Origin of the sequence: Candidatus Contubernalis alkalaceticus, from assembly GCF_022558445.1 — a bacterium.
GTDB classification, from domain to species: Bacteria; Bacillota; Dethiobacteria; order SKNC01; family SKNC01; genus Contubernalis; species Contubernalis alkaliaceticus.
Genome location: NZ_CP054699.1, coordinates 745,796 through 769,086 on the forward strand (window position 1 = coordinate 745,796; position 23,291 = coordinate 769,086).

General features: G+C 38.3%; 25 protein-coding genes and 3 pseudogenes. 14 read left to right on the forward strand and 14 right to left on the reverse strand.

All coding sequences use genetic code 11. The annotated features are described in order from the left end of the window. Positions 1-602 precede the first annotated feature (602 nt). Positions 603-686 (reverse strand): annotated as a pseudogene (locus HUE98_RS17935) (IS6-like element ISPmar1 family transposase); the annotation flags it as partial. Between the two features lie 42 nt (positions 687-728). Beyond that, a pseudogene (locus HUE98_RS17940) lies at positions 729-961 on the reverse strand (IS6 family transposase); the annotation flags it as partial. Between the two features lie 145 nt (positions 962-1,106). Here HUE98_RS17940 and HUE98_RS03600 point away from each other — a divergent pair. Next, the gene (locus HUE98_RS03600) at positions 1,107-1,949 is read left to right on the forward strand and encodes a CPBP family intramembrane glutamic endopeptidase (protein ID WP_241422516.1); all 843 of its coding nucleotides are present in this window, start codon (positions 1,107-1,109) and stop codon (positions 1,947-1,949) included. A 283-nt stretch (positions 1,950-2,232) separates the two neighbouring features. Continuing rightward, positions 2,233-2,439 carry a Rieske 2Fe-2S domain-containing protein gene (locus HUE98_RS03605; protein ID WP_320415654.1) on the forward strand — a complete coding sequence of 69 codons (207 nt, stop codon included), beginning with the start codon at positions 2,233-2,235 and terminating at the stop codon, positions 2,437-2,439. A 70-nt stretch (positions 2,440-2,509) separates the two neighbouring features. On the opposite strand, the gene HUE98_RS03610 is transcribed toward HUE98_RS03605, so the two are convergent. Both HUE98_RS03610 and HUE98_RS03615 read right to left on the reverse strand, forming a co-directional pair. Further along, positions 2,510-3,310, reverse strand: a complete 801-nt coding sequence (locus HUE98_RS03610; RefSeq protein WP_241422517.1) for an ABC transporter permease subunit — start codon at positions 3,308-3,310, stop codon at positions 2,510-2,512. Between the two features lies 1 nt (position 3,311). Beyond that, positions 3,312-4,193 carry an ABC transporter ATP-binding protein gene (locus HUE98_RS03615; protein ID WP_241422518.1) on the reverse strand — a complete coding sequence of 294 codons (882 nt, stop codon included), beginning with the start codon at positions 4,191-4,193 and terminating at the stop codon, positions 3,312-3,314. A 212-nt stretch (positions 4,194-4,405) separates the two neighbouring features. On the opposite strand from HUE98_RS03615, the gene HUE98_RS03620 reads away from it, so the two are divergent. The 4 genes from HUE98_RS03620 to HUE98_RS17560 all read left to right on the forward strand — a co-directional run bounded on the left by HUE98_RS03620 (position 4,406) and on the right by HUE98_RS17560 (position 6,379). Beyond that, positions 4,406-4,633 carry a hypothetical protein gene (locus tag HUE98_RS03620; protein ID WP_241422519.1) on the forward strand — a complete coding sequence of 76 codons (228 nt, stop codon included), beginning with the start codon at positions 4,406-4,408 and terminating at the stop codon, positions 4,631-4,633. Positions 4,634-4,904: 271 nt separating this feature from the next. Beyond that, positions 4,905-5,378, forward strand: coding sequence for a MerR family transcriptional regulator (locus tag HUE98_RS03625; RefSeq protein WP_241422520.1), 474 nt, complete (start codon positions 4,905-4,907; stop codon positions 5,376-5,378). 13 nt (positions 5,379-5,391) lie between these two features. Next, a complete protein-coding gene (locus HUE98_RS03630; RefSeq protein ID WP_241422521.1) occupies positions 5,392-5,811 on the forward strand; it encodes a VIT domain-containing protein in 420 nt (139 codons plus the stop codon). Positions 5,812-6,247: 436 nt separating this feature from the next. Next, positions 6,248-6,379, forward strand: coding sequence for a hypothetical protein (locus HUE98_RS17560; protein ID WP_277623703.1), 132 nt, complete (start codon positions 6,248-6,250; stop codon positions 6,377-6,379). Between the two features lie 373 nt (positions 6,380-6,752). Here HUE98_RS17560 and HUE98_RS03635 read toward each other — a convergent pair whose 3' ends face one another. Next, a complete protein-coding gene (locus HUE98_RS03635) occupies positions 6,753-7,208 on the reverse strand; it encodes an ATP-binding cassette domain-containing protein (protein WP_241422522.1) in 456 nt (151 codons plus the stop codon). A 30-nt stretch (positions 7,209-7,238) separates the two neighbouring features. After that, positions 7,239-7,760 carry a hypothetical protein gene (locus HUE98_RS03640; protein WP_241422523.1) on the reverse strand — a complete coding sequence of 174 codons (522 nt, stop codon included), beginning with the start codon at positions 7,758-7,760 and terminating at the stop codon, positions 7,239-7,241. Positions 7,761-7,827: 67 nt separating this feature from the next. Here HUE98_RS03640 and HUE98_RS03645 point away from each other — a divergent pair. Then, a protein-coding gene (locus HUE98_RS03645; RefSeq protein ID WP_241422524.1) for an IS3 family transposase occupies positions 7,828-8,987 on the forward strand; the annotation gives its coding sequence in 2 pieces (ribosomal slippage) (positions 7,828-8,086 and positions 8,086-8,987; 1,161 coding nt in all). 192 nt (positions 8,988-9,179) lie between these two features. Here HUE98_RS03645 and HUE98_RS03650 read toward each other — a convergent pair. The 6 genes from HUE98_RS03650 to HUE98_RS03675 all read right to left on the reverse strand — a co-directional run bounded on the left by HUE98_RS03650 (position 9,180) and on the right by HUE98_RS03675 (position 13,969). Further along, positions 9,180-9,770 carry an alpha/beta fold hydrolase gene (locus tag HUE98_RS03650; RefSeq protein ID WP_241422525.1) on the reverse strand — a complete coding sequence of 197 codons (591 nt, stop codon included), beginning with the start codon at positions 9,768-9,770 and terminating at the stop codon, positions 9,180-9,182. Between the two features lie 531 nt (positions 9,771-10,301). Further along, entirely contained in the window at positions 10,302-10,778 is a 477-nt protein-coding gene (locus tag HUE98_RS03655) for a UPF0158 family protein (protein ID WP_241422526.1), read from the reverse strand. Between the two features lie 80 nt (positions 10,779-10,858). Next, positions 10,859-11,614: a hypothetical protein gene (locus HUE98_RS03660; protein ID WP_241422527.1), complete on the reverse strand. Its 756-nt coding sequence runs from the start codon at positions 11,612-11,614 to the stop codon at positions 10,859-10,861. A 13-nt stretch (positions 11,615-11,627) separates the two neighbouring features. Next, positions 11,628-12,722: a plasmid pRiA4b ORF-3 family protein gene (locus HUE98_RS03665; protein WP_241422528.1), complete on the reverse strand. Its 1,095-nt coding sequence runs from the start codon at positions 12,720-12,722 to the stop codon at positions 11,628-11,630. A gap of 296 nt (positions 12,723-13,018) precedes the next feature. Further along, a complete protein-coding gene (locus HUE98_RS03670) occupies positions 13,019-13,807 on the reverse strand; it encodes a helix-turn-helix domain-containing protein (RefSeq protein ID WP_241422529.1) in 789 nt (262 codons plus the stop codon). Between the two features lie 21 nt (positions 13,808-13,828). Continuing rightward, a complete protein-coding gene (locus HUE98_RS03675; protein ID WP_241422530.1) occupies positions 13,829-13,969 on the reverse strand; it encodes a hypothetical protein in 141 nt (46 codons plus the stop codon). A 637-nt stretch (positions 13,970-14,606) separates the two neighbouring features. On the opposite strand from HUE98_RS03675, the gene HUE98_RS03680 reads away from it, so the two are divergent. The 6 genes from HUE98_RS03680 to HUE98_RS17845 all read left to right on the forward strand — a co-directional run bounded on the left by HUE98_RS03680 (position 14,607) and on the right by HUE98_RS17845 (position 19,739). Further along, the gene (locus HUE98_RS03680) at positions 14,607-14,882 is read left to right on the forward strand and encodes an AbrB/MazE/SpoVT family DNA-binding domain-containing protein (RefSeq protein WP_241422531.1); all 276 of its coding nucleotides are present in this window, start codon (positions 14,607-14,609) and stop codon (positions 14,880-14,882) included. After that, complete coding sequence (locus HUE98_RS03685) at positions 14,866-15,291, forward strand: PIN domain-containing protein (RefSeq protein WP_241422532.1); 426 nt, start codon at positions 14,866-14,868, stop codon at positions 15,289-15,291. The genes HUE98_RS03680 and HUE98_RS03685 overlap by 17 nt, the downstream gene beginning before the upstream one ends. A 222-nt stretch (positions 15,292-15,513) precedes the next feature. Then, positions 15,514-15,990 (forward strand): hypothetical protein, encoded by a 477-nt coding sequence (locus HUE98_RS03690; protein WP_241422533.1) that lies wholly within the window; start codon positions 15,514-15,516, stop codon positions 15,988-15,990. 131 nt (positions 15,991-16,121) lie between these two features. Beyond that, on the forward strand, positions 16,122-16,760 hold the full coding sequence (locus tag HUE98_RS03695) for a hypothetical protein (protein WP_241422534.1): 639 nt from the start codon (positions 16,122-16,124) through the stop codon (positions 16,758-16,760). 959 nt (positions 16,761-17,719) lie between these two features. Then, the gene (locus HUE98_RS03700) at positions 17,720-19,177 is read left to right on the forward strand and encodes a TOTE conflict system archaeo-eukaryotic primase domain-containing protein (protein WP_320415655.1); all 1,458 of its coding nucleotides are present in this window, start codon (positions 17,720-17,722) and stop codon (positions 19,175-19,177) included. Further along, the gene (locus tag HUE98_RS17845) at positions 19,128-19,739 is read left to right on the forward strand and encodes a phospholipase D-like domain-containing protein (RefSeq protein WP_320415656.1); all 612 of its coding nucleotides are present in this window, start codon (positions 19,128-19,130) and stop codon (positions 19,737-19,739) included. Before HUE98_RS03700 ends, HUE98_RS17845 begins: the two co-directional genes overlap by 50 nt. A gap of 396 nt (positions 19,740-20,135) precedes the next feature. Here HUE98_RS17845 and HUE98_RS03705 read toward each other — a convergent pair. Next, a protein-coding gene (locus tag HUE98_RS03705; protein WP_241422524.1) for an IS3 family transposase occupies positions 20,136-21,295 on the reverse strand; the annotation gives its coding sequence in 2 pieces (ribosomal slippage) (positions 20,136-21,037 and positions 21,037-21,295; 1,161 coding nt in all). Between the two features lie 68 nt (positions 21,296-21,363). Between HUE98_RS03705 and HUE98_RS17945 the strand changes: the two are divergent. Further along, positions 21,364-21,674 (forward strand): annotated as a pseudogene (locus HUE98_RS17945) (helix-turn-helix domain-containing protein); the annotation flags it as partial. Positions 21,675-22,068: 394 nt separating this feature from the next. Here the strand turns inward: HUE98_RS17945 and istA are convergent. Next, positions 22,069-22,977, reverse strand: coding sequence for an IS21 family transposase (istA, locus tag HUE98_RS03715; protein WP_241422536.1), 909 nt, complete (start codon positions 22,975-22,977; stop codon positions 22,069-22,071). Positions 22,978-23,291 lie beyond the last annotated feature (314 nt).

Consider the following 23,291-nt stretch of genomic DNA (forward strand, 5'->3'; position numbering starts at 1 on the left):
TGACTACGGCGCTCTTTCAAATAGGGTGAAAATTTTTATATTATTTTAAACTAATTTTCACGTCACTATTAATTTTCTTTATTCAGCGCTTCTTGAAAAATTCAAGTAATCCTGTAAATTTTAACATGCAATGTCTACTCTTTCAACAAAAATTTTCTGTTATCATAAATTTGTATAAAAAGTAAAGCGCAGGTCTGATACAGGTATTTATGCAAGAAGTTGATTCCTGGTACCGGCCCTTGCCCTTGGCAATTTCCAGAAACTCCCTCTCAGGGCCAGTCCCCCACAACTTTAGTCCCCCACAACTTTAATTGCCGAAGGCAAGGACCGGAATCTCCGGGTAATGAGTCAAGGAAAAGGTTCTGTTGCAAATAATTCTGTAAATCCTACTGAATCTAAAAATATACAGAACTATACCTTTACCGCTTATTTTCAGGCAATACAAAAAGCCTGTTGATCAGCTCGATCTCCTCAAGGACATTTTTAGTACCGGCTTGGCCTTTTTTATCATAATGCATATCTTCAATTTTTATAAATATAGAATTGAAGTTTTAACACCTGACAATTGATTCGATTCCGGGGATAATACGGCAGGCTGATTAGAAGTTTTTGAATCCCAGCATCGGTTTGATCATTCTCTTAATAAAACGATGGTCCTGTTCGACAATGCTGTTCAAATACTGCACCATTCTGTGCTGAACCTTGCATGACAGAACACCGTATTAGATTTCTTCCATTCTCCAGGAGTCGTTTGTTGGTTTGAGATGTTTTCTGATTTTTACACTCAGTACTGGAGGATACTCTGCAGCCGCATGATTGTTGTGTGGGATACTTCCATACCTTACTCAAGCATTATTTCTTGAAGGTTTCGATAAGACAGAGGATGTTTAAGTTTCCAACGGACGCAGAGGATGATGATTTCAAATTCCAAATGCTTCCACTTAAACAAAACTTCTTGCATAAGCGATTCTTTTCCGGAGTTAAACGTGGTATTATTTTATCAGAAAGTAGGGAATTGTTGCAGAAGAAAATTTTTTGCACCAGAACCCTGGAAATAAAGCCATTCGAGTTTTCGAATGAGATCCTAAGTTTTAAGGAGGAACGCAATGAAAAAAATTGGTAGGGGCTGGTGGTTTATCATAGTCGTGCTGCCGGTAAGTTGGATTATCCAGTATTTATTGTTCTCAGGGGCTTTACCTAAAGTAGAAACCGGGCTTTATATGTTCGTCCCGATGGTTGTTGCCTTTTTGTTCTTTTTGTTCTCAAAACAAACTGTGAAGTCGCAAACGAGTCTCTTTACTCGGCGTACAGGTTTTTGGCCGTGGATTTTTGCAATAGGCTATCCGGTGCTTTGGCTTGGCATAGTTACCATTATTGCGATTTTGACAGGGTTGGGCGAATTTGACCCTGATTTTGCTTCGCAGATATTCACTCCCGTTTTTTTACTATTCTTTCTCATGATGCTGGGTTCTATGCTCATATCTGTTTTTGGTGAAGAGTACGGCTGGCGCGGATACCTACTGCCTGCGCTGACCGAAAAACACGGCAGATTGTGGGGGACGTTTATTTTAGGTCTGGTTTGGGGGATTTGGCATATTCCTTCTTATTTATTTCTTTACAGTGAAGCAGGTCTTGGCAATCCGATATTTCTCACGGCGGTAGGGGTAATCAATGTGGCGGTTGGTGCCTTCGCTTACAGCTATCTATTTTATCTGAACGGCAATCTTCTTCCTTCAGTTCTGATGCACGCGATGTATAATGTCTTGGGACAAAGCTTGCTCTTTGGTGCCAAGAAAAATCCTGGTATTTCTGACGCCGTTCCGGGATTGATTACGATCCACTGGCCTCATACCATGGGATTGATTATCACAACAGGCATGGTCGCTGCGGTGGTGTTTACATGTATATTCACAAGGTCCAAAAAAACTGATATGGCTTCACGGATGTGACTACGCTCCTTGGGATCGAATCGATCTTAGGCCATTTTTTGGCCGCTAGCCATTAACGTTTGCCTTGTTCAATTAATGAATCAAGGGAACCGCCGCAGCTGCTCTATAATAGTGGGGTAAAACTGAACAAACTTTGTTGGAAAAGATAATGAAATTTTGAGTCAGCCAGGTTGCAAAGGGTTGAGTGACAAGGTTCTAAATCTCGTGGATAAACTTAAACCTGCGTCTAAGGATATTAATATCTCACCGGGAAGCAAAAATAGTTGTACATGATGGTGAGAAGGTGGGAATATATAAGGAAAAAAAGAATAAGATTCATGCTGTAAATGTTACCTGCACTCACATGGGATGTGACCTTGCCTGGAATGCAGCAGAACTTTCATGGGACTGTCCATGCCATGGTTCAAGATTTACTTACGAGGGCGATATAATAGAAGGCCCGGCGCTAAAATCTCTTAGAACCGATGACAGTTTCAAATTTAATCCATAAAGAGAAGCCGTTCAGTACAGCCTGAGCGGCTTTTCTTTGTATACACGGTAGAAAAAAATATTTATATTACCTAAATGGGAAGGTTTTTGCGACTGAAGAATAGAATCCCGCCGCCGTACATTACTGCCGCGACAATTAAAAAGATTACGTTGGCAGTAATGGTAAAGGAATTTCCGTCTAATAATTTTAAAGGATCCAGCAGGGTGAATAGGGAAAGATTACCCAACCATGCGTATTTTTCTCCTACATTGGCCAGCATGTTCAGTACGAAAAACGCGATAGGCACTCCCGCACCAAAAGCCAGGGAGTTCTTGGTATCGTTAAAGATACAGGAAAAGAAAAAGCAGATCCCACTTATGGCATAGAAAGCGAACAGTGTGGTCAGGTTTAGTATGAGAAAACTGCTTATATCAAGCTCCCCAGGAAACATTGATTCACTAAAAGCGATTCCTGATAATGCAATCAGTCCCAGCAGTACAGTGACACTGGTTATCAAATAAAGGGCTTGGGTGGTTACAATGGTAACACGGGAGTTGGGGGTTGACAGAAGGTAGGCCATGGAACCGCTGTCCACATGTTTTGCCACCAACCGGTTCCCAACGATTATGCAGTAAATCATGGGGAACATAATGATAAGAAAGCCGTAATAGTAACTGGCAATGAAAGTGGTAAGGGTTGTTCCGATTTCTTCGAAGCCCATAGCGGCAACCAATTCCTTGGGCATGGTTTCCAGCATAGCTATAAGGCTGTCAATACTCTCCGGGTCAAACATGGATATGATTATTCCCATGTACATTATCATAATTACAAAAAAAATGGCAAGAGTAATCCAGTTTGATTTTGTGGTAGCCTTAAACAAGGTGAAATTCATATTACTGTACCCCCTGTCCATAATATTTCATAAACACCTGTTCCAGGCTTTGTGATGGGATATTCATCTCCAGCACTTTGCATTTAGCCAGCGTTTCAATAAAGCGGTCATAATTAGAACTTACATAGACTTCAACATGATTGTCCGTTATACTTCCAAGATCCAGTCCGCTGTTTTGAAGCTGTTTAACATCTTCTAAAGAGGCAACGGTTACTACAAAAGCCTTGCGTTGTGATGCCTTCAGGGAATGTACGTCTTCCACATCTACAAGCCGGCCCTCCCGTATGATCCCGGCCCGGTCACTGGTGCGGTCAATTTCCCCAAAGTTATGGGAAGACATCAAGATGGTTTTCCCCCGGGACTTTTCCTCCATAATTAAATCAATGAAATAGCGCTGCATCAGCGGGTCAAGGCCGCTGGTGGGTTCATCCAATATATAGACTTCAGGGTCGTGCATGAAAGCTGTGATAATGCCCAGTTTCTGCTTCATACCTTTAGACATTTTGCGAATCCTGCCGCCGGTTTCCAGTTCAAACCGTTGGATGAGATTGTTGGTACGGGTTTTATCCTTACATCGCCGCATTTCATTCATGAATTTTAAAAACTGTGTGCCGGTCATATCGCTGAAAAAAGCAATTTCCCCCGGCAGATACCCTAAGAACTTTTGAATTTCCTTTGCCTGAGTTCGGCAGTCAAGTCCGTTAATGGTACAGCTTCCTTTATCAGCATTAGTAAATCCCAGCAGCTGGCGGATGGTGGTGGTTTTCCCCGAACCATTAGGCCCAAGGTAGCCGAATACTTCCCCTTCCTCAACAGAAAAAGAAAGATCAAAGATTCCTTTTCCATTTTTATAGGTCATGGTAAGATCTTTAACCTCAATCATATGATCTCCTCCCCTTAGTTTTGAAATGAGAAACTGTTATTTTATATTATCACCATAATAATCTTTAGTCCAGTCGTAGCTAAAGCGCTGGGCTTTATGCGGAGATTTATGCAACAAGCCAAATAATAATTTAATATAACTTGTTATATTTTTACAAGCCCCCGCATATTTTGAATGGAACCGTGCAAAATGAATAGGGGGTTGAAGAGTTAATGTTCAAAAAGAAGTACTTAATAATCAGCCTTATCCTGCTGTTTACTATTGGTTGTCTTTTTGCAGGATGTGGGGAACAGGTTGAAGATCAGTTAGACAATGTTGAAGATACGGTGGAAGATGTAATTGAAGATGTAGAAGATACTGAAGAAGTTGAAGATGATGAAGAGGACGAGACTGATGAGGTAGTAGCGGAAGATTATGACGAAGAGGAAGAAGCGGAATAACTGGAATATAATAATATTGCACGGCTAAGAAGCGGGTTTTTATTGCCCGCTTTTTTTTATGAGAAGTGGGTAAATTCTTATAGCAGGTTTTACCGGCGATTTTAAACAGTTCAAGAATCCTTCAGGAAAAGTATGTTCAGCCGATTTACGGTGAACATGACGGTATCCCCAGTTATAACTATAAAAATTGGAAATGGATAGATTGTTTTTTTTCTTTTAAACTTGACACCATAACGTAATCATGACATAATAGAATTGCGAGGTGATTTTTATGAGTGAACAGTACAGAATCGGAGAGCTGTCCCAAAAAGCAAATGTTACCAGGAGGACGATACACTATTATATCAGTAAAGGATTACTGCCTCCGGCTGAAGGTGCGGGGGTCAGCAGTTACTACAGCGACGAACACTTATACAGGATTCTTTTAATCAAAAAGCTGCAGGATAAGTATTTACCCCTTGAAAAGATAAAAGAAATAATCACCCGGCTTTCTTTGGATGAAGTAATTGAGCAGCTGGACACTGTAGAAGAGGGGGAGCATGACTTTATAAAGCACGAGATACGGTCAGATTATGTAATCAGGCAGTCCCTTGCACCACACACTTTAGAGGACAGCACAGAATATATCAAGGTAATATTGGGGTCAGGGGTGGAACTGCACTATCCAAAAAAACTGGAGGCAGAAAAACCAGGTTTGATTAACATCCTGGTAATGTATGCCAAAAAAATGATTAAAGAAGAATAAAAGGAGGGAAATAATGCAAACGGGATTAGTTTTTGCTAATGGCAGCAGTGTTGATATTCCCCTGAAACACGTAAAAATAAGTGGGAATATTTGTGGATTCCATGGTGAGTTTACAGTATTTCAAACATACATCAATGACAGTTGGGACAGCATTGAAGTGATTTACACTTTTCCCCTGCCGGACACCTCGGTGGTAACCGGGTTTACGGCCAGTATTGGCGACAGGGTAATTAAGTCTGAAGTTCGGGAAAAAGACGAGGCCTTTGAAATCTATGAAAAGGCGGTAAGAAATGGGGACAGCGCTTTCCTGCTGGAACAGTTCAGGCCAAATATTTTTCAGATATCTCTGGGGCAGATTCTTCCCGGTGAAGAAGTAAAGGTCTCCATCATAATACTTGAAATTGAGTATATGGTAGAAGCGAGAACGTATTAAATAGTCCTAAACCTAATTGTTTTATAACTTATATTTGAGTATAATCCTAATAGAGGTGATAGTTTTGAAAAAGATAATAAGCACTAAAAGAATAGAGAATAAAAAAATACAGGACTGGAAATGACAGCAGATGATGGGGTGACTTTTACTGTATATCCATTAGCACATTAGCAAAAAATTTATATAAGCTACCAAAATGAATACGATATACGTTAATACTTTGAAACAGCTTGTTAGAGTTCGATTCACGGAACTCCAACAGGCTGTTTTATTTTTTGTCAGAAACGGTAATTGGCCTAACAAGTAATTTTACCTGAACTTAACGTTGTGTTTACAATAAATTGAAGTTGCAGTAGTAAAATTATATTAAATAGTATTCACAGGATATTACCATCACTTAAAGCACGTAAATTAAACAAAAAGGAGGCTGTTTATTATGCTGGACTTAATGACGGCCATATTCTTCTTGGTTTATATGTTTATAATAGGGTATTTTCATTACAAGCAAAGCAAATATAATGCAGACCGATGGCTTAATGAAATCCAAAAAAACAAGGCAAAAGTGTAACATGAGCTCGAGGACAAACTCTCAGTATGTTAAAGTGAAAAGGAATTTTTTAAGAAGATAATTAAATACGTTCTTTTGTGAAGATATTCATGAAAGAATAGAAATCTCATTGGAGAGTGTCCCGATTATGGGTATGCTGCAAGCTGCATCGGACCCTGCTAAAACATTATTTTACTGCTAGAATTTTGAAAAAATCGTAGATTCTCCGGGCAACGGTCCGTTAACTTGTATTTAATTTATCAAAAAAAAACAGTTAGAAGGCAGTTTTGCATATATTGCAGTAGATAGAAAAAGCGAAGGAAAGTTTGTCCCATAAGGGGTAGTTACTTACCAAAGAAGTAAAAACACAACTTTTCAGTTGTGTTTTCTGTCATCATTTTTTTTCTATAAAATCCATACGATCCTTCACTTCATCATAAAGGCCAGCCAGCTTAAGTTTTTCAGAAATCAGGGTTTTTTTGTTCTGACGATCCATAGTAAAATGATAATCTAAAGCATAAGCCATATTTTTTTCAATGGAAAAGGGAAACGGAGTGGGGGTTTGAAACACAATCCCTATTTTTTGCCGCAAGGTTTCGCAGTTAAAATCTTTAATAGATCGATCTTTGAAAGTGATTTCGCCCTGGGTTTGGGCACTTACTTCTTCATCTAATAAACGATTTAAGGATTTTAGCAATGTGGTTTTACCACACCCGGAGGGGCCGATGAGTGCTGTGATTTTATTCTCGGGAAAAGCAATATTTACATCATTTATCAGATGATTATACTTCCTATTCCATAGTAAAAGACATGGTGGCTGTATTATAGAAATATGGAGCAAGTCAAACAAAGCGTCCCCTTGACTCCTGGTGTTCAATGTCTATCTAGTATATTTCTCCAAAGCCTTAATGATCTCAGCTTCGAATCTTCCTGGTTCATCCCAGAAAACACCATGTGCAGAATGTTCAAACATTATAAATTCTTTGCCTTCAGGCGCAGCTAACTCTTCATAATACTCCTTAACTAATAAAGTAGGGTTATTCATATCATATTTACCACAGAAAAATACAATAGGAATATTAACTGCAGGCACTAATTCATCTATCTTCAACAAGACTACCTCATCCCACATGGCATTTAATGAAGTCGATGAAGCAATCGGCCAAAAAATAAAATCTAAAAAAGTATATTCCCTTGATATCCAAAGAATTTTAGCTTCATGATTATAGCTATCGAAATTATGATATACTCCTCCGTACTTAAGTAAATATTTCCTCTGCTTTTGAGTATTTTTCAATATTTCTTGAGGATTGAAAAAGTCGACTTCCATTTTTTTAAGCTCGCTTATTGCTTTCGCATCATTGAGTTCTCGTGCTTGTCTAAGAGTGTAGTCAAGAGACAACTGACTTATACCCGATTTGTCGGACACACATGAGTTAGGTATAATAAATCATGTGGAGGAGATATAAATGTCAAATTATTCAAATAGGTATAGTTATGAATTTAAGAATGATGCCATCAAACTTGTTAAAGAAGATAAACGGTCCATTCCAAGTGTTGCAAAGGACCTTGGAATCAATCCCCAGACATTGCGAAACTGGATTAACGAACAAAGGCACCGGGAGAAGCCTGAAACTGCAAGGATTTCAGAGCTTGAAGCGGAACTTAAGGCCGAAAAACGCAGAAATGCAGAGCTTGAGGAGGCAGTAGCAATATTAAAAAAAGCGACAGCACTTTTCGTGACAAAAGACCGGAAATAACTTACGCATTTATTAGTAAGCACAGCTCCGAATTTCCGGTTGCGAATATGTGCACAGTACTTGAAGTAACCCGGAGCAGTTATTATGACTGGGAAAATAAAGAACCTAGTAAACGAGATCTTGAAAATCAGGAAATACTTGAAACTGCCCAAGAAAGCTACAATGATAGCGGCGGCATATATGGACTGGATAAATTACTTGAAGATGTTCGAGAAAAATTCCCCAAATGTGGTCGAAACAGATTGTATAGAATCCAAAAAGAGAACAACCTGTATTCAAAACGTAAGAGAAAATTTAAAGCTACCACTGACTCAAACCACCAGCTGCCGGTAGCAGAAAACCTTTTAAACCAGGACTTCACAACCGACAGACCAAATGCCGTATGGGTAACAGATATCAGTTACTTGGACACCTCAGAGGGCTGGCTGTATTTAGCCACCGTTAAAGACATACATACAAAAGATATTGTAGGCTGGGCCACCGCAGATAATATGAAAACATCACTTTGCAAAAGAGCACTGGAAAATGCAATTAACCGGTACATGCCCATAGAGGGACTGATTCATCATTCAGATCGCGGGGTCCAATATTGCAGTAAAGAATACCAGAAACTACTAAATGAACACGGCATGATATGCAGCATGAGCCGTAAAGGGAACTGTTACGATAATGCCTGTGCCGAGACCTTTTTCAGCACCATCAAATGTGAAATGCTCTACCATAATAAATATCAGACCCACGAAGAAGCCCATAAAGACATATTCTGGTACATCGAGATCTTTTATAACCGCAAAAGGAGACACCAGGCCCTGGGCTACATGACGCCAGCAGGATATAGAGAATCTTTTGCAGAGAAATTAGCTGCTTAAAAGCTCAAACTAACTCAGGCTGTCAAGGGCGAGCGCAGCGAGTTCAACGGAGGCGCAGCCGGAGACCCTTTACAGCCAAGACGATTTATCACCCTATAGAAGGGCTGCCAATGCCGCAATTTGGCATTGGAGCATGACTACAAGAAGGGGGTTTTCGAAATAATCAGCAATTGGCTGAATCTAGGAGAATAGCTAACTTAATAGTGTCCGGTTTAACGGGAAAACCTCAAACAGCTCTCCACGCTGTCCATCAATCATCTGAGCAACACTAATAAAGAGATTATAATCATCAGGATACCTGTCAATAAGCATAATACCAAGAGCTGTCCCCGCTGAAAATCCGATCAAGCTTATCCTGTCTACATCAAACTTGTCTTTCAGGTATTGAGTAAGTACATGTGCATCCTCAATATTTTGTTCAAAGTTTAAAGAAGTCTTAGGCTGAAAAATACTAAATGATTTTCCTGCATTACGTTGATCCCAGTTCACTATAATAGCATGATCATTTAAACCTGGAGAAACTTGATTCAGCAAAGAAAGATTCGCACTTCCTGGTCCACCGTGAAGAAATAAAACAACAGGCTTGTCATTACTAAGAAGCTCTTCGCTTAATGATATCCATTGCATTGATCCGTTAATTTCTATTTTTTTTGTAATTAATCGGTCAACAGACCTATCTTTTGATAAAAAGTTTACTACATTACCTAAAACAAGTATAACAGACAATATTATCATTATTATTATAATAGTCATCTTTGCTATTACCATCTTTCTGCTAGTCATAAATTAGTTTCCCTCCTGAATTTCGCACAACTTCTTATTACCGTCGTGATGTCGTGAATATTACCTATCTTACCTTCATCTAGCTCCTTATACCTTCCTATAGATTTGATAGCGATTATACCTATAATTAGCTCATAAACATTTAAAAGTATTGCTGTTACAATCATTTATCTTTCTAGGTTGCCAATTATTTTACCGTAATTATCTCTAAGCAGAGTTTGATTTCTATTATGTGCTGTTGCCCGGGAGTTTCCGGATCTTGCCCTCTGGCAATTTCCAGAAACTCCCTTTCAGGGTCAGTCCGAAGCGCCGGGATAAACCGGCATAGAGAAGGGAATGAAAGAGTCCCACGTGAAAGGAATAGCTGAACCATCACGGCGCATGCTCTCACCATCCTGATAATTATACTTATAATATACCTATAATTTTAGCTTATATTACCTATATTGTCAAATACTTCTAGCCATACCCGTGCCATCAGCTTTTATAAAATAAACAGAACGCAGCATTAATAATTCTGCGCTCTGTTTATTAAACATCCTCATAGGGGATTTCGTTTTCCTTACACCAGTCACGAGCTATCTTTCTTAATTCCTTTTCTTTAAACTCATACCACTGATCTGCAACTCCATAACGATAAATCGCATCTTTAAAACGTCGGAATGCACCTCTACCCTGAATTAAGTCACACAGTTTTGCCGAAAGTCTCTCATCTTCAACCGAGAAGCAAAATTGTTCCATAATCTGATATTCATTAATCTCAAATTCCTCCGGCAAACTTACAAAGTCATCTTCATTCTCCACAATGAGTCCGGCTTGTCTGATACACTCCTTTTCCCATTCCTGAAATTCCCGATAGTAATTATCTTCTTCCTCATCCCAGACAATCCGCATATATTCATCTTCAACCGCAACTATCCCACCGGTTTTTATGTTTAGATAATACTGCGTCTCCTGAGTCCGGCAATCAAACACATCCACCAAATCCTGAATTTTAACCGGCTTCATTACTGTACCTCCCTATAAAGCCCTTTCAATTTCTTCTTTCCGAGCACGAAATAAAATAATCCTACAGATTTTCACCATCCTTACAAACGCCAAAAGTTATCATATTCCGGCTCAAGCAGTTCCTCGATTCTTTTCTTAATCTTATAACTAAACTCCTTCTCCGCCAAAAGGTTTTCAACCGGCTCACTTATAAGCTCCATGGGGAAACTCCTAAGCTTTTTTAGAATCGCTGTGTACAGCTGCCTGGTCACATTATTAGAAGTCGAACGCTTTAACTCATATACCAATGCCTTGACGGTTTCTGCATCATGAACGTGTGATATTGCAGCAACTATTTTTACTCGGGTATGAACATCTTCAAGCTCTTCTGCCGCCGGCAACCGGTTGTAGAAATCCAGCAACCCCAAATAGGCACTCGCGTTATTAAAGCAAATATAGTTATACAAAGTTTTTACCGCCCTATTAATATTGTTACGGTCTGGATCGGATAGCATAGTGAGAATATCATCCATTGGCCGGGTCCTTAAGCTCTCTAACAACTCATCCTCATCTTTTTCTTCAAAAATCTCAATAATCTCAGCTTCTACGTACTGGGAACACACTTCCCGGTTACAGTCAAATCTTTTTTCCAGGTACAACTCATAACAACAGTCAAAGCCCCTGCTATCATAAATCTCATCTACAAACGGTAAAAACGCTTCATCCTTCATACATACACCTAGATTTTCCACACCCACTTCCATAAAAAAGTTGCTGCAACTAGAGCAATTTTTTTCCAGATCCACTGCGTTCACATCCATATCCTTCGCTGTCTTATCCGCCAGCAAAATATGCAAAAACAGCCCCCCGTTATTGTCTCAGGACATTTCTTAGCCTTCTGTTTACAATATCTATATCAAAATCCCTGTGCCACTGACTTCTGGCCCATGCAAGGGTGCTTTTATGTTCTTCATGCTGCGGATCAGCTATAATCTTTAAAAACTCCTCATAACCATGCACACCACCCACATCTTCAGGAGGGGCATTGCCCTCACCCATAATGCAGACAGGATAATTATTGTCATGGCCGGCAATAACCCGCTGTTCTTTTATTTCATGCTCCCAGCTGTCACCGTAATCATACAGATAAACTATTTTATACTGCTCCCCGAGATAGTCTCTCAAGCTTACATCATAATCCAAAAGCGTCTCACAATCCTGGAATGATCCATCCATATCCTCATACTCGCTGACTACCTCGACAACACACTGCCCCGACTCATCAGTGATTCTAAAATTATACAGGTGAGAACTGTTCCAGTCAAAAGCAACCTGCAGTATTTCATGCAGTTGGTTAAAAGTAATATCCACCGGGGTAACAATTCTTCGCCATGCCGTATTGCTGTTCAGATTAAGCTTAACCATTAAATCAACCGCCTCACAACTGATAACCGGATCACCTGCAAATTTCTCAAAATCATTAAGCAAGAGGATGTGCGGATGTTCATAGTCTTTCTTTTCGCGCACTGTTATATAGTCATTATTCATCTTATCTGAAACCCTCTTTTGATAAGGAATATCTGGGTCAAACAGATCACCAAAATATCCTACATATTCACAGGCCTTGTTAAGCCGTGCAACATAACTGCGGCCCCTGGTCTTTGTAAATACCGGCTCCCCGGTAGACTGAATATATCTTTCAATGGTTTCTTCCTTAATCTTTTCATCCCGCAGACACTTTTTAATCCCTTCAGTCACCAACTCACGGAAAATCTTAAAATCCTTTGCTTTTAAACCCTGCAGCACAAAACCGAACCTGTTGCTGTCATTTACCACAACAACAGTCTTTCTTCTGTTAACGTTAATCAGATTTGCACTCCAGCAAAAAAAGTCATTGTCCTCAGACCCGTTTTCAACAGCAACTCCCAGTTCACTCTGCAGCTTTTTTGTCAGACATATTTGCATATTTCCGCCTCCGTTACAGTATCTCTTCGAAACCCGCGAACAGGATGAGTAAAACACAAGCGGGATGCCAACTTAACTAACCGGTCACTATTCCAAAATCTGATTCACTCAGGTTTCTACATTATATATTTCCTCTTCTTCCAGAGCCACGAAACAATGTCCCGTTTTTGAGCAGTTTGTCTTTTCTCAATAAAACACGATTCCCAAAGGTAAAAAAATGGGTAAATGACGCCAATAATGAATAGTTGTCCCAATATAATATTAATCGTAGCACTAAAAATATAACCTTATGTTCTCTAATTTACTAATTTAGCAATGAATGTTCTCTTATCAGGCACAGTATAATAGACTGCATCATTCGAATCCCGATTTATACCTGCTCTGACCGTCCTGCCGTCCTGTTTAATTAACCCCAACTTCTTCAGGGTATAAATTAAATGAATAACCAGCGATCGATTGTTATGAAAAGCCTCACATATTTTAGATATTTTAACTCCATGTTCCTGTCCCCTCAGGTATCTTAAAAGCTTAATCATATCTGCAGTCAGGTATCTTTCCATCAAGTATAAATCAATATCCTCTTCACTTAATTCCGGATAAGTTTCCTGAATGCCTTTTTTTATCACATCAACATAATCCATGCTTGGAATCACATCTTTCATTTTGTGTGGTGTATGGGTAAATGTAAAAATTGGTATCTCATTTTCATTACCTAATTCCACTACTTCGTTATACCAGTTCTTTGAACTTCCTTCTAGTTTATGAATATCCATGAACTGCTGCTTCGTAATCAAATACATTTTTCCATAAGCTTTTCCTTCTTTTTGTACGTCCAGAAAGGCTACTCCTTGATTATTCCAGGTGGAACTACGATTTGAGAAATATATTGGATGCTCCAGGATTAATGGCCTCTCATCTTTTGGCGGAGTTTTATCTTTGCAGTTTACGATATACCTCATGAACCGCTCTTTGTTAACGTTGGACCCATAGGATGCATACCAGACAAGATTTTTAAGGTCCATTTGTTTTGTTATGCCTTCAACCCACGGCTGATGCTCATAATCAATTTTTACCTTACAGGGCATACCCTTTCAATGTACATTCTCCTAGATATTTTGCATCATCCACATACGCCTGTCCTTTTCGTTTTTTTTTTTCATCAGAGTGCCGTAGACGAACAGGTTAACTTCTTTCCCTTGGAATTCCTTAGTATTAATTTCTTTTGGCCTATGATAATTTTTTTCCATTAAAATTGCTCCCCCATAGACGTATTAAAAAAGCTTGGTCATTTCGTTATTCTTCACAAAGCATTTAATTCCTGTTAAATCAGTTTTTAACAGTACATGTCATTATTTTGGTCATACTACCTTTGAAAGCCCGTTGTTCCGGTTAAATATCAGCCCACCAAAAAACTCTTTGCGCAGGCAGACTTCCTTTGCCAGACAGATTATTTCTTGCCCCATTATTTCCGTCATTGTTTAAATGTACCGCCTTTCAACCTTTTTGTTTAACACTTGTTTACGCTCAAAATTTATCATGTATTACATAAATAAGAAACACACAAGATTTTCACAAACCTTTCAAACAGGTTTAAACGCTTAAAATATAGTTCTTTGAACTCCTGAATTCCCAGGCTTTTATCAAATAGGTTAGTTACAAGGACTTCTTCCTCTCCGGATTCTAAGATAAACCTAAATACTCTTATACTTAGCTTAGGATGTCTTTACTCCCTACATCTAAACTGAAAGTGTAGGTGGGGGGTGTTTACTGCCAGGGATAGAATATAATTACAAAAACTAAGGATGCTGCGCACTAAATATCATTGAAAATATCACAATATCATGATAAAATTAAAATTAGGGGAAAATTAAGGAGGTCATATAGATGATAATAGGTAAAAGTCGCATAACCGGAAAAGGACAGATGCAGCTACCTGCAAAAATTCGCAGAATAATTGGCGCTGAAATAGGAGATGAACTAATTTTCAAACAAAAGAATAATGGTGAAATTGTTGTGAAACTGGTAAAAAAACAAAGCTTATCAGAATTGGCAGGGATTTTACCGGTAAAGAAAAAATTTGCTGGAATTGAAACAGAGGAGAGAAGAACTAGAGAAAAAGTTGCAGAAAAGGCTGGTAAGTATAATGAAGAAAGAAATTAACAAAGGTTGGCTCGATACAAATGTTATATTACGATATTTGATTAAAGACAACGAAAAAATGTTTCAAGCAGTAAGGCGTCTTTTTTTAAAAGCTGAAAAAGGTGAGTTATTCTTATATATTCACTCTATTACCATTGCTGAACTTGTATGGACTTTAGAAAGTTTTTATGAATATAAAAAAGAGGAAATTGTAAATGTTCTTACAAGATTTATTAATGCAGAAGGCATCGAGGTTTCGGAAAAAGAAACAGTTCAAAATGCCCTGATTCTCTACCTGGATGCTAATGTAGATTATATAGACGCTTATCTAGCCTCCCATGCAGCATCTTCAGATATACCTACCATTTTTACTTTGGACAAGAAACATTTCAGCCGGCTTACGAAGGATGCGGTGTTTCCTGATTCATAGTCATTGGCGGGGGATTGACCCCATTGATTCTGGAAATTGCCGAAGGCAAGGGCCGGAATCTCCGGGCAGCATTATCAGATGGTGAAGAAAAATAAAAACACTTAGTAATGCAGGACATTCAATAATTACCTTCTAAAAAAATATGGATAGAAAGCTGTTACACATTTTGTGTTATAAAAATTTTGAAGGTTATATGTAATTTTCTTTTGAAAGGTGGTTATGATGAGGGTTCCAAAACTACTTAAAGCTGATGTAGAAAGAGCTTTAATTTATGCCTACTACCGATTAGTAAAGGATTGTCAAGTTAGTATGGATATTCCGGATGAAAACATAATCCCTGTAGTAGCGTTTGCACATAAAACAAGTGAAATTTATGCAATGGACTTTTCCAGCACCTATCAATTTGCTGAGAAGGTAAAGCCTTCAACCAGAGTTCGCTGGATACGTAATAAAACAGAACAGATGCTGCGATATGCAGAATTTGCAGTAATTCAGCATAATATTGAATACAAAGCATTATATGAAATATGGTGTTTTATACCTCCAAACAACAGGGTGATAGATGCGGTAGAGGCTGCAGCTAAAGAAAATCTGCCGGTAAGCCTGATCAGCCATGATGCTGTAAACGATAGGATCAGGCAGGTAGCTTCATTAGAGCATTTAAAAGATGACATTATATATAACAACGCTTTTCTTTAGGCAGCCAGGCTGATGCGGGAAGCAGGGGTATTCTAAAAGAATAATAAAGTATCGTGATTGAGAAAGAAACATTTACAAAAACTTCGTACAGCCAAATGAATTAAACATGGAGGTAAGGAGGATTAAAATATATGAATGATAAAATTGTATCTTTTGAAGATTACAGAAAAAGAAAACTCGGTGATAACTATAAAAGGGATGCTTTATCAGTGGTTTTTGAAATGGACCTTAGAGAACAACCGGAAATGATTGCTTGGCACCAATTTCATACCATTTTCAATAAATATAAACTGTTTGTACATACCTTGTTTAATGAAAATATGAATATTGATAAGAATTTAGATTCAGGGTTCGTAATTGTTTTTAATGAAGAACAAATCATAAAGGCAGAAGATGGAATTAGAAACGCAGTGGACTGGTGGGGGAAGAAGCCATTTTTATTGAAAGCAAAAGAAAAAACATTAATTCAACTATGTCAACAACTAACAGGGGAAACATACAGAACATACAGAACTAACTTTGAAGCAATGAGATCCTTCAAGCAGATATTGTTGCACTCAGATAATGTTATAATAATTTCTGAGTTATCAAAGCTTAAATCAAATGGCAAGAAAGAACATATTGCACGACATTTAATCAAAACCCTTGATGATGCACATTTCGAAGGTATAAAACCCGAATCTCAATTAATTTTTATTGACTTTGCCACTTTCTTCCAAAAAGCATGGAAAGATATAGGATCTTATTTAAAGATAATAACGGCAAATTAAAGAGCGCTGTTTGGAGATTATAAAATCTTTTAGGACAAGGGCCTGAATCTCCGGGCATTCGGATAAAAAAGCCAGATTATTTTAAAATTAATAATCAAAATCTCATTTCTGAAGTTTAAAATTTTGTAGTTTGACAAGGCAAATTCTCAGAATAGCGGGAGTTTATGCACATCCAAGGGTTTATTAGAATAATAAAATAAATAATATGCAATTAACTCACTCATTCTTAAAAATACTATCAAATACTTTGATTTAGGACTTGATCTATTTGTAGTTATATATTAGAATTATTATAGTTGCTGTTATCAAAATAATTTATAAGGGAGGTAGTGAAATACAGGATAACAGTAAAAAAAATTGAAAGGAGTGGTTGTTTGAATATTTTAATAAAATTTTCAAATAATAAACAGTCAGTAATGGAAGAGAAAGTAAAGACCTATTTACAATTCCGAATACTGGGTCCTGCAGAAATTACTCCATCTTGTGCAGGAAGGACGACGAAGTTGAACAATTTGTTGAATTATCTATTCAGCATAATGTGTAAGAAGTAAATGTCATCTATGGAAGCAAACCTCATATAAAGAGATAAGTTTTAACTGGAATGCCTTTTGGGATTCGTTCCCGTTTTTTTCAACTAGAAAAACAATATAAATAATCTCAAAAAATAAAAAGCCAGATTCGTTTCTTCTCAAAAGAGAAGGCAGGAATGTGGTTTTTTAGTTGATATAATTACCATAAATTAGGCTCAACTTAACTAAGGCAGGATATTTTATTTGGTTGTGTAAGCAGTTTATGATACAGTATTTTTGCCAGCATTCGGACAAACTGTTTATTGAACATATACAACATTATATATATAGTGCATTAAAGTGTATGTGTAAATTGCAAACAATATTGATTGAGTATAATTAGATGAAATAGTGGCATTAAAACAAAAAATAATAATTAAGGTGGAAATCATGAAGTTTGAAGAATTGCTTGAAAAATATCAGACATTACTGGCTGAAAATAGCAATCTAAAAAATGAAATAAAAAGATTGAAAGCTCAACTGAGTGAAGCAGAACTGAAATTTATACCCGATAGTATTTGTGAGAATAAATTACCATCAGGATTTTATGACGCGGATGATATAGAAAAACCTTCGGATTCAAGCATAAACAGTTTTTCAGACCCAATGAAAAAAATAATGCTGTATATGTCTCTCTTTAAGGGCCGAAATGATGTTTACGCAAAAATGGTGAAGAACAAAAAGGGAAAGCCTGGGTATTATCCTGTATGCCTAAATAAGTGGAAGCCTGGATTATGTGGTAAACCAGAGATAAAATGTGCTAATTGTACTCAAAAGAATTATGCTGTGTTAGATGAAAATGTTATTAAAAAACATTTGGTAGGTGACATAGTTGTAGGAATATACCCTATGCTTCTTGATGAAACATGTTACTTTTTAGCCATCGATTTTGATGGTGATGGATGGCAAAAGTACATTTCAGTCCTGAGAGGAGTATGCCTAAAATTTAATATCCCTATTGCAGTTGAGCGTTCACGTTCTGGTAATGGAGCTCATGTTTGGCTTTTTTTTGAAAAGCCTATTTTAGCGAGACAGGCTAGAAAATTTGGTGCCGCTATAATTACTTACTCCATGAATAAAAGGCACGAAATTAATTTTAAGTCCTATGATAGGTTTTTCCCCAATCAAGATATAATGCCGAAGGGTGGCTTAGGAAATTTAATTGCTTTACCGCTTCAAAAGACGGCCAGAAAGGAAAATAACAGTGTTTTCATTGATGAACATTTTGGACCATATAATGACCAGTGGAAGTTTTTAGCGGAAATTAAAAAAATTACTGGAGAAGAAGTAGAGAAGCATACATCAAGTCTATGTCATGGGAATGAATTGGGAGTATTGAAAAAAGATGATGAAGATTCTCAGAAGCCGTGGGAAACAAGAAAAGTAAAGCTGGTAAAAAATGATTTTCCCATGGAATTGGAGATAGTAAAGGCTAATAATCTTTTTATCGATAAGTTTGGCATTTCACAGAGAGCATTAAACCATCTAAAACGTTTAGCTGCTTTTAATAATCCTGAGTTTTATAAAGCCCAGGCTTTGCGATTGTCAACTTTTGACAAACCCAGAGTTATTTCTTGTTCTGATGAAAATGAAGAATATCTATATCTGCCAAGAGGATGCGAAGCTGATTTAAAAGAAATAATTAAAGAATTGGAAATAAATGTCCAATGGATAGACAAAACCAATTTAGGTAGAAATATTGATGTTCAATTTATGCTTTCACAATGGAAAGACAGTTTAGAAGAGTTTTTAAATATAAATGAAATTTTACCGGAAACAAATCAGAAGAAAAAAAAGGGTGAAAGGAACATTACATCAATATTCAGGCAGGCTGCACAGGCTGTTTAAAGACAAAAATGAAGTGCAGATATATGATTATGTGGATGTTCATGTAAGAATGCTGGGAAAAATGTACAATAAAAGGCTCTCCGGTTATGCATCTATTGGATATAAAGTAAAAGGTGATTCCGTGGGAGCAGAGGCGATAGATATTATTTTCGATAAAAGCAAATTTTTACCGGTTTTCAGTAATGATATCGTGAATGCCGCAAGAGAAATACTCATTGTAAGCCCCTTCATTACTAAGAGACGCACTTTACAGCTGCTTACATATCTGAGGGTTGCCTTAGGGAAAAAGGTAAGAATATTTGTTGTGACAAGGCCTGTTGAAGAGTATAAGGGTAGAGATAAAGACACCTTAAAGAACACTTTGGATTTACTGGAAAATGCCGGCATCAGAATAATAACTAAACCAAATATTCATCAAAAGTTTGCGGTAATGGACCAAAGACTTTTATGGTATGGAAGCATTAATCTATTGAGTTTTGGAGGCGCTGAAGAGAGCATAATGCGACTTGACAGCCCCAGCATCGTAAGTGAATTAATAAGAAGTATAGATGGTTACGAGTGATTAAGATATATTTAATGAGTGCCCGGAAATTCACTAACCTAGACGTAATAGCAGACGAATCAACCATCCTCCGGTGGAAACAGGCTATAAAATCATGTTAAGACCTTTACGAGGAGGAATTAACATGAAGGATCAAAAGAAAGCCGAAGAGATTGCTGCAGAACGAATGAGGTTTTCCCGTTAAACCGGACACTATTAAGTTAGCTATTCTCCTAGATTCAGCCAATTGCTGATTATTTCGAAAACCCCCTTCTTGTAGTCATGCTCCAATGCCAAATTGCGGCATTGGCAGCCCTTCTATAGGGTGATAAATCGTCTTGGCTGTAAAGGGTCTCCGGCTGCGCCTCCGTTGAACTCGCTGCGCTCGCCCTTGACAGCCTGAGTTAGTTTGAGCTTTTAAGCAGCTAATTTCTCTGCAAAAGATTCTCTATATCCTGCTGGCGTCATGTAGCCCAGGGCCTGGTGTCTCCTTTTGCGGTTATAAAAGATCTCGATGTACCAGAATATGTCTTTATGGGCTTCTTCGTGGGTCTGATATTTATTATGGTAGAGCATTTCACATTTGATGGTGCTGAAAAAGGTCTCGGCACAGGCATTATCGTAACAGTTCCCTTTACGGCTCATGCTGCATATCATGCCGTGTTCATTTAGTAGTTTCTGGTATTCTTTACTGCAATATTGGACCCCGCGATCTGAATGATGAATCAGTCCCTCTATGGGCATGTACCGGTTAATTGCATTTTCCAGTGCTCTTTTGCAAAGTGATGTTTTCATATTATCTGCGGTGGCCCAGCCTACAATATCTTTTGTATGTATGTCTTTAACGGTGGCTAAATACAGCCAGCCCTCTGAGGTGTCCAAGTAACTGATATCTGTTACCCATACGGCATTTGGTCTGTCGGTTGTGAAGTCCTGGTTTAAAAGGTTTTCTGCTACCGGCAGCTGGTGGTTTGAGTCAGTGGTAGCTTTAAATTTTCTCTTACGTTTTGAATACAGGTTGTTCTCTTTTTGGATTCTATACAATCTGTTTCGACCACATTTGGGGAATTTTTCTCGAACATCTTCAAGTAATTTATCCAGTCCATATATGCCGCCGCTATCATTGTAGCTTTCTTGGGCAGTTTCAAGTATTTCCTGATTTTCAAGATCTCGTTTACTAGGTTCTTTATTTTCCCAGTCATAATAACTGCTCCGGGTTACTTCAAGTACTGTGCACATATTCGCAACCGGAAATTCGGAGCTGTGCTTACTAATAAATGCGTAAGTTATTTCCGGTCTTTTGTCACGAAAAGTGCTGTCGCTTTTTTTAATATTGCTACTGCCTCCTCAAGCTCTGCATTTCTGCGTTTTTCGGCCTTAAGTTCCGCTTCAAGCTCTGAAATCCTTGCAGTTTCAGGCTTCTCCCGGTGCCTTTGTTCGTTAATCCAGTTTCGCAATGTCTGGGGATTGATTCCAAGGTCCTTTGCAACACTTGGAATGGACCGTTTATCTTCTTTAACAAGTTTGATGGCATCATTCTTAAATTCATAACTATACCTATTTGAATAATTTGACATTTATATCTCCTCCACATGATTTATTATACCTAACTCATGTGTGTCCGACAAATCGGGTATAAGTCAGAATGAAGCTTATATCCCCATTGTTGGCAGAAGATTTACACCCTGCCCAAAAAACAGTTATTAAGAAACAGATTTGTACCCAGTCCGGCATATCTGAACGCACTTTACGTCGGTATATATCAACATATCGAGCTGAAGGATTTGCAGGACTAAAACCAAAGGGAAAAGGCCGGCCTACCTTAGGCGAGGCCATACCTTCACATGTCATGGATCAGCAATCCTACTGCGTCGTGAAGTGCCAACCCGCAGTGTAGCTCAGATAATTCAAATCCTTGAATGGGAAGGATTAGTTCAGCCAGGGTGCTTATTCCGGCTGATTGGTATATCAATTCCGTCAGAAATTGGACAAACTGTTTTGGAAAGGTAAGGACAAGGGGTTTCGATAGCCCTTTATTAGGAGATTCTAGAAAATTATGAAAACAGGGGCCGAATTTTCAGGCAATTAAATGACAAAACTAGACAATTTACTACAAAGGGATTACGACAAGTTTGCAGAAATAAGATGTAATTAGAATAATTATCCATTAATGATTCACTTGGAATAAGTGAAGAGTGCGGAGCTAAAATAGTTTCTACCTCTTTTACGAATGTGAAGTTAGTGTTTTATTATTGTAGAACATTTCCGAATTACGCTTTAACACATTAAATTGGTGGGGGACTGACCCCATTTAGGAGATTCTGGAAATTGCCGAAGGCAAGGGCCTGAATCACCGGGCATCCCGGCGGTTCCCAGGGATCTTTTGAAATGGTCGCATGATGAGCTTTTCAAGCTCTTCTGATATCGCAGTGTTTATGTCTGCAAGACTGAAAAATTGCCGGTTTCTCAAGGCAGCCAGAATCCGTTGTGAAACAATTTTTACCATGCCTTCGTCGGCTCCCTTATCCTTTGGTTTTCCGGCACGAGCAGGAATGATAGCGATATTGTAGTGCATGGCCATCTCTTTGTAGGTCCGGTTGATAACCGGGTCGTAACGATCTACTTTCAAAACCGCCGTTTTGGTGTTGTCCGGTATTAGAATTTTCGGTGTTCCTCCGTAAAATTCAAAAGCACGGATATGGGCGTCGATCCAATTCTTTAGCTTCATGTTTTCATAAGCTCTTACAAAGGGATAGGAACTGGCTGGTAACACTGAGACGAATATAAAGGCTTTCTTAATTGTTTTAGTTATGGTATCTTTGTATGTCAAGGTCTTGCCGGCCCAATCGACCTCCATGTCTTCGCCTGCTTTATGCTCTTTGTGCATGGTGATTTGGTTAGACTTCTTAAAGTCCCTATAGCGCTGGCAATACTGGGTGTACATGAGTCCATCAGGGTTCTTTGACTTGTATTCTTCCCAGAGCAGCATGAGAGTAACGTTAGGCTTTTTGAGCTCCTGGTATATGTGTTCAAGATTAGGTTCAACCTTTTCCCGGGATAAAGGGGCCGGTGGATATAGTTTGGCCACCAGGGCTTTGTCCTCAAGGGGCAGTAACTCATCAATTGTCAAACCAGTTGCCTTTGCCCGTTTTATTACATCAGCAACGGCAGATTTGCTTCCGCCGGTAGCCGAGGCAATATCACGGATGGATAAATTCATGTTTCTTTTAAATTTTAATATTTCACGAACTTTGGACATTTCAAACCTCCTCATTTTCGTGGCCCCCTTAAATTAATAAATTAATTTAAGATTACCACATTTATCAAACGAGGTGTCCTAATGTTCCGACGTGCTGTCCTGATAATTCCGATATACTGTCCAAGTGTTTCCGACATGCTGTCCTGATGTTGCCGGAATGAGTGTCCATGTTCGCCGAAATATGCAGTTCCCATTCAGCTTATTACTGGCCTTTACCTTTCTGTAACTGAGCCCTCAGCTATATATTACTTGTATGATCAATTGGGGGAAGTGGAGTGGTATCATTTTAGTTAAGTAACAAAACTCGTAATTCT

Excerpts from the sequence above, each read along its gene's own strand:
- HUE98_RS03600 (WP_241422516.1), top strand. The coding sequence starts at position 1,107 with ATGAAAAAAATTGGTAGGGGCTGGTGGTTTATCATAGTCGTGCTGCCG.
- HUE98_RS03610 (WP_241422517.1), bottom strand. The coding sequence starts at position 3,310 with ATGAATTTCACCTTGTTTAAGGCTACCACAAAATCAAACTGGATTACT.
- HUE98_RS03615 (WP_241422518.1), bottom strand. The coding sequence starts at position 4,193 with ATGATTGAGGTTAAAGATCTTACCATGACCTATAAAAATGGAAAAGGA.
- HUE98_RS03620 (WP_241422519.1), top strand. The coding sequence starts at position 4,406 with ATGTTCAAAAAGAAGTACTTAATAATCAGCCTTATCCTGCTGTTTACT.
- HUE98_RS03625 (WP_241422520.1), top strand. The coding sequence starts at position 4,905 with ATGAGTGAACAGTACAGAATCGGAGAGCTGTCCCAAAAAGCAAATGTT.
- HUE98_RS03630 (WP_241422521.1), top strand. The coding sequence starts at position 5,392 with ATGCAAACGGGATTAGTTTTTGCTAATGGCAGCAGTGTTGATATTCCC.
- HUE98_RS17560 (WP_277623703.1), top strand. The coding sequence starts at position 6,248 with ATGCTGGACTTAATGACGGCCATATTCTTCTTGGTTTATATGTTTATA.
- HUE98_RS03650 (WP_241422525.1), bottom strand. The coding sequence starts at position 9,770 with ATGACTAGCAGAAAGATGGTAATAGCAAAGATGACTATTATAATAATA.
- HUE98_RS03655 (WP_241422526.1), bottom strand. The coding sequence starts at position 10,778 with ATGAAGCCGGTTAAAATTCAGGATTTGGTGGATGTGTTTGATTGCCGG.
- HUE98_RS03665 (WP_241422528.1), bottom strand. The coding sequence starts at position 12,722 with ATGCAAATATGTCTGACAAAAAAGCTGCAGAGTGAACTGGGAGTTGCT.
- HUE98_RS03670 (WP_241422529.1), bottom strand. The coding sequence starts at position 13,807 with ATGCCCTGTAAGGTAAAAATTGATTATGAGCATCAGCCGTGGGTTGAA.
- HUE98_RS03675 (WP_241422530.1), bottom strand. The coding sequence starts at position 13,969 with ATGGAAAAAAATTATCATAGGCCAAAAGAAATTAATACTAAGGAATTC.
- HUE98_RS03680 (WP_241422531.1), top strand. The coding sequence starts at position 14,607 with ATGATAATAGGTAAAAGTCGCATAACCGGAAAAGGACAGATGCAGCTA.
- HUE98_RS03685 (WP_241422532.1), top strand. The coding sequence starts at position 14,866 with ATGAAGAAAGAAATTAACAAAGGTTGGCTCGATACAAATGTTATATTA.
- HUE98_RS03690 (WP_241422533.1), top strand. The coding sequence starts at position 15,514 with ATGAGGGTTCCAAAACTACTTAAAGCTGATGTAGAAAGAGCTTTAATT.
- HUE98_RS03695 (WP_241422534.1), top strand. The coding sequence starts at position 16,122 with ATGAATGATAAAATTGTATCTTTTGAAGATTACAGAAAAAGAAAACTC.
- HUE98_RS03700 (WP_320415655.1), top strand. The coding sequence starts at position 17,720 with ATGAAGTTTGAAGAATTGCTTGAAAAATATCAGACATTACTGGCTGAA.
- istA (WP_241422536.1), bottom strand. The coding sequence starts at position 22,977 with ATGTCCAAAGTTCGTGAAATATTAAAATTTAAAAGAAACATGAATTTA.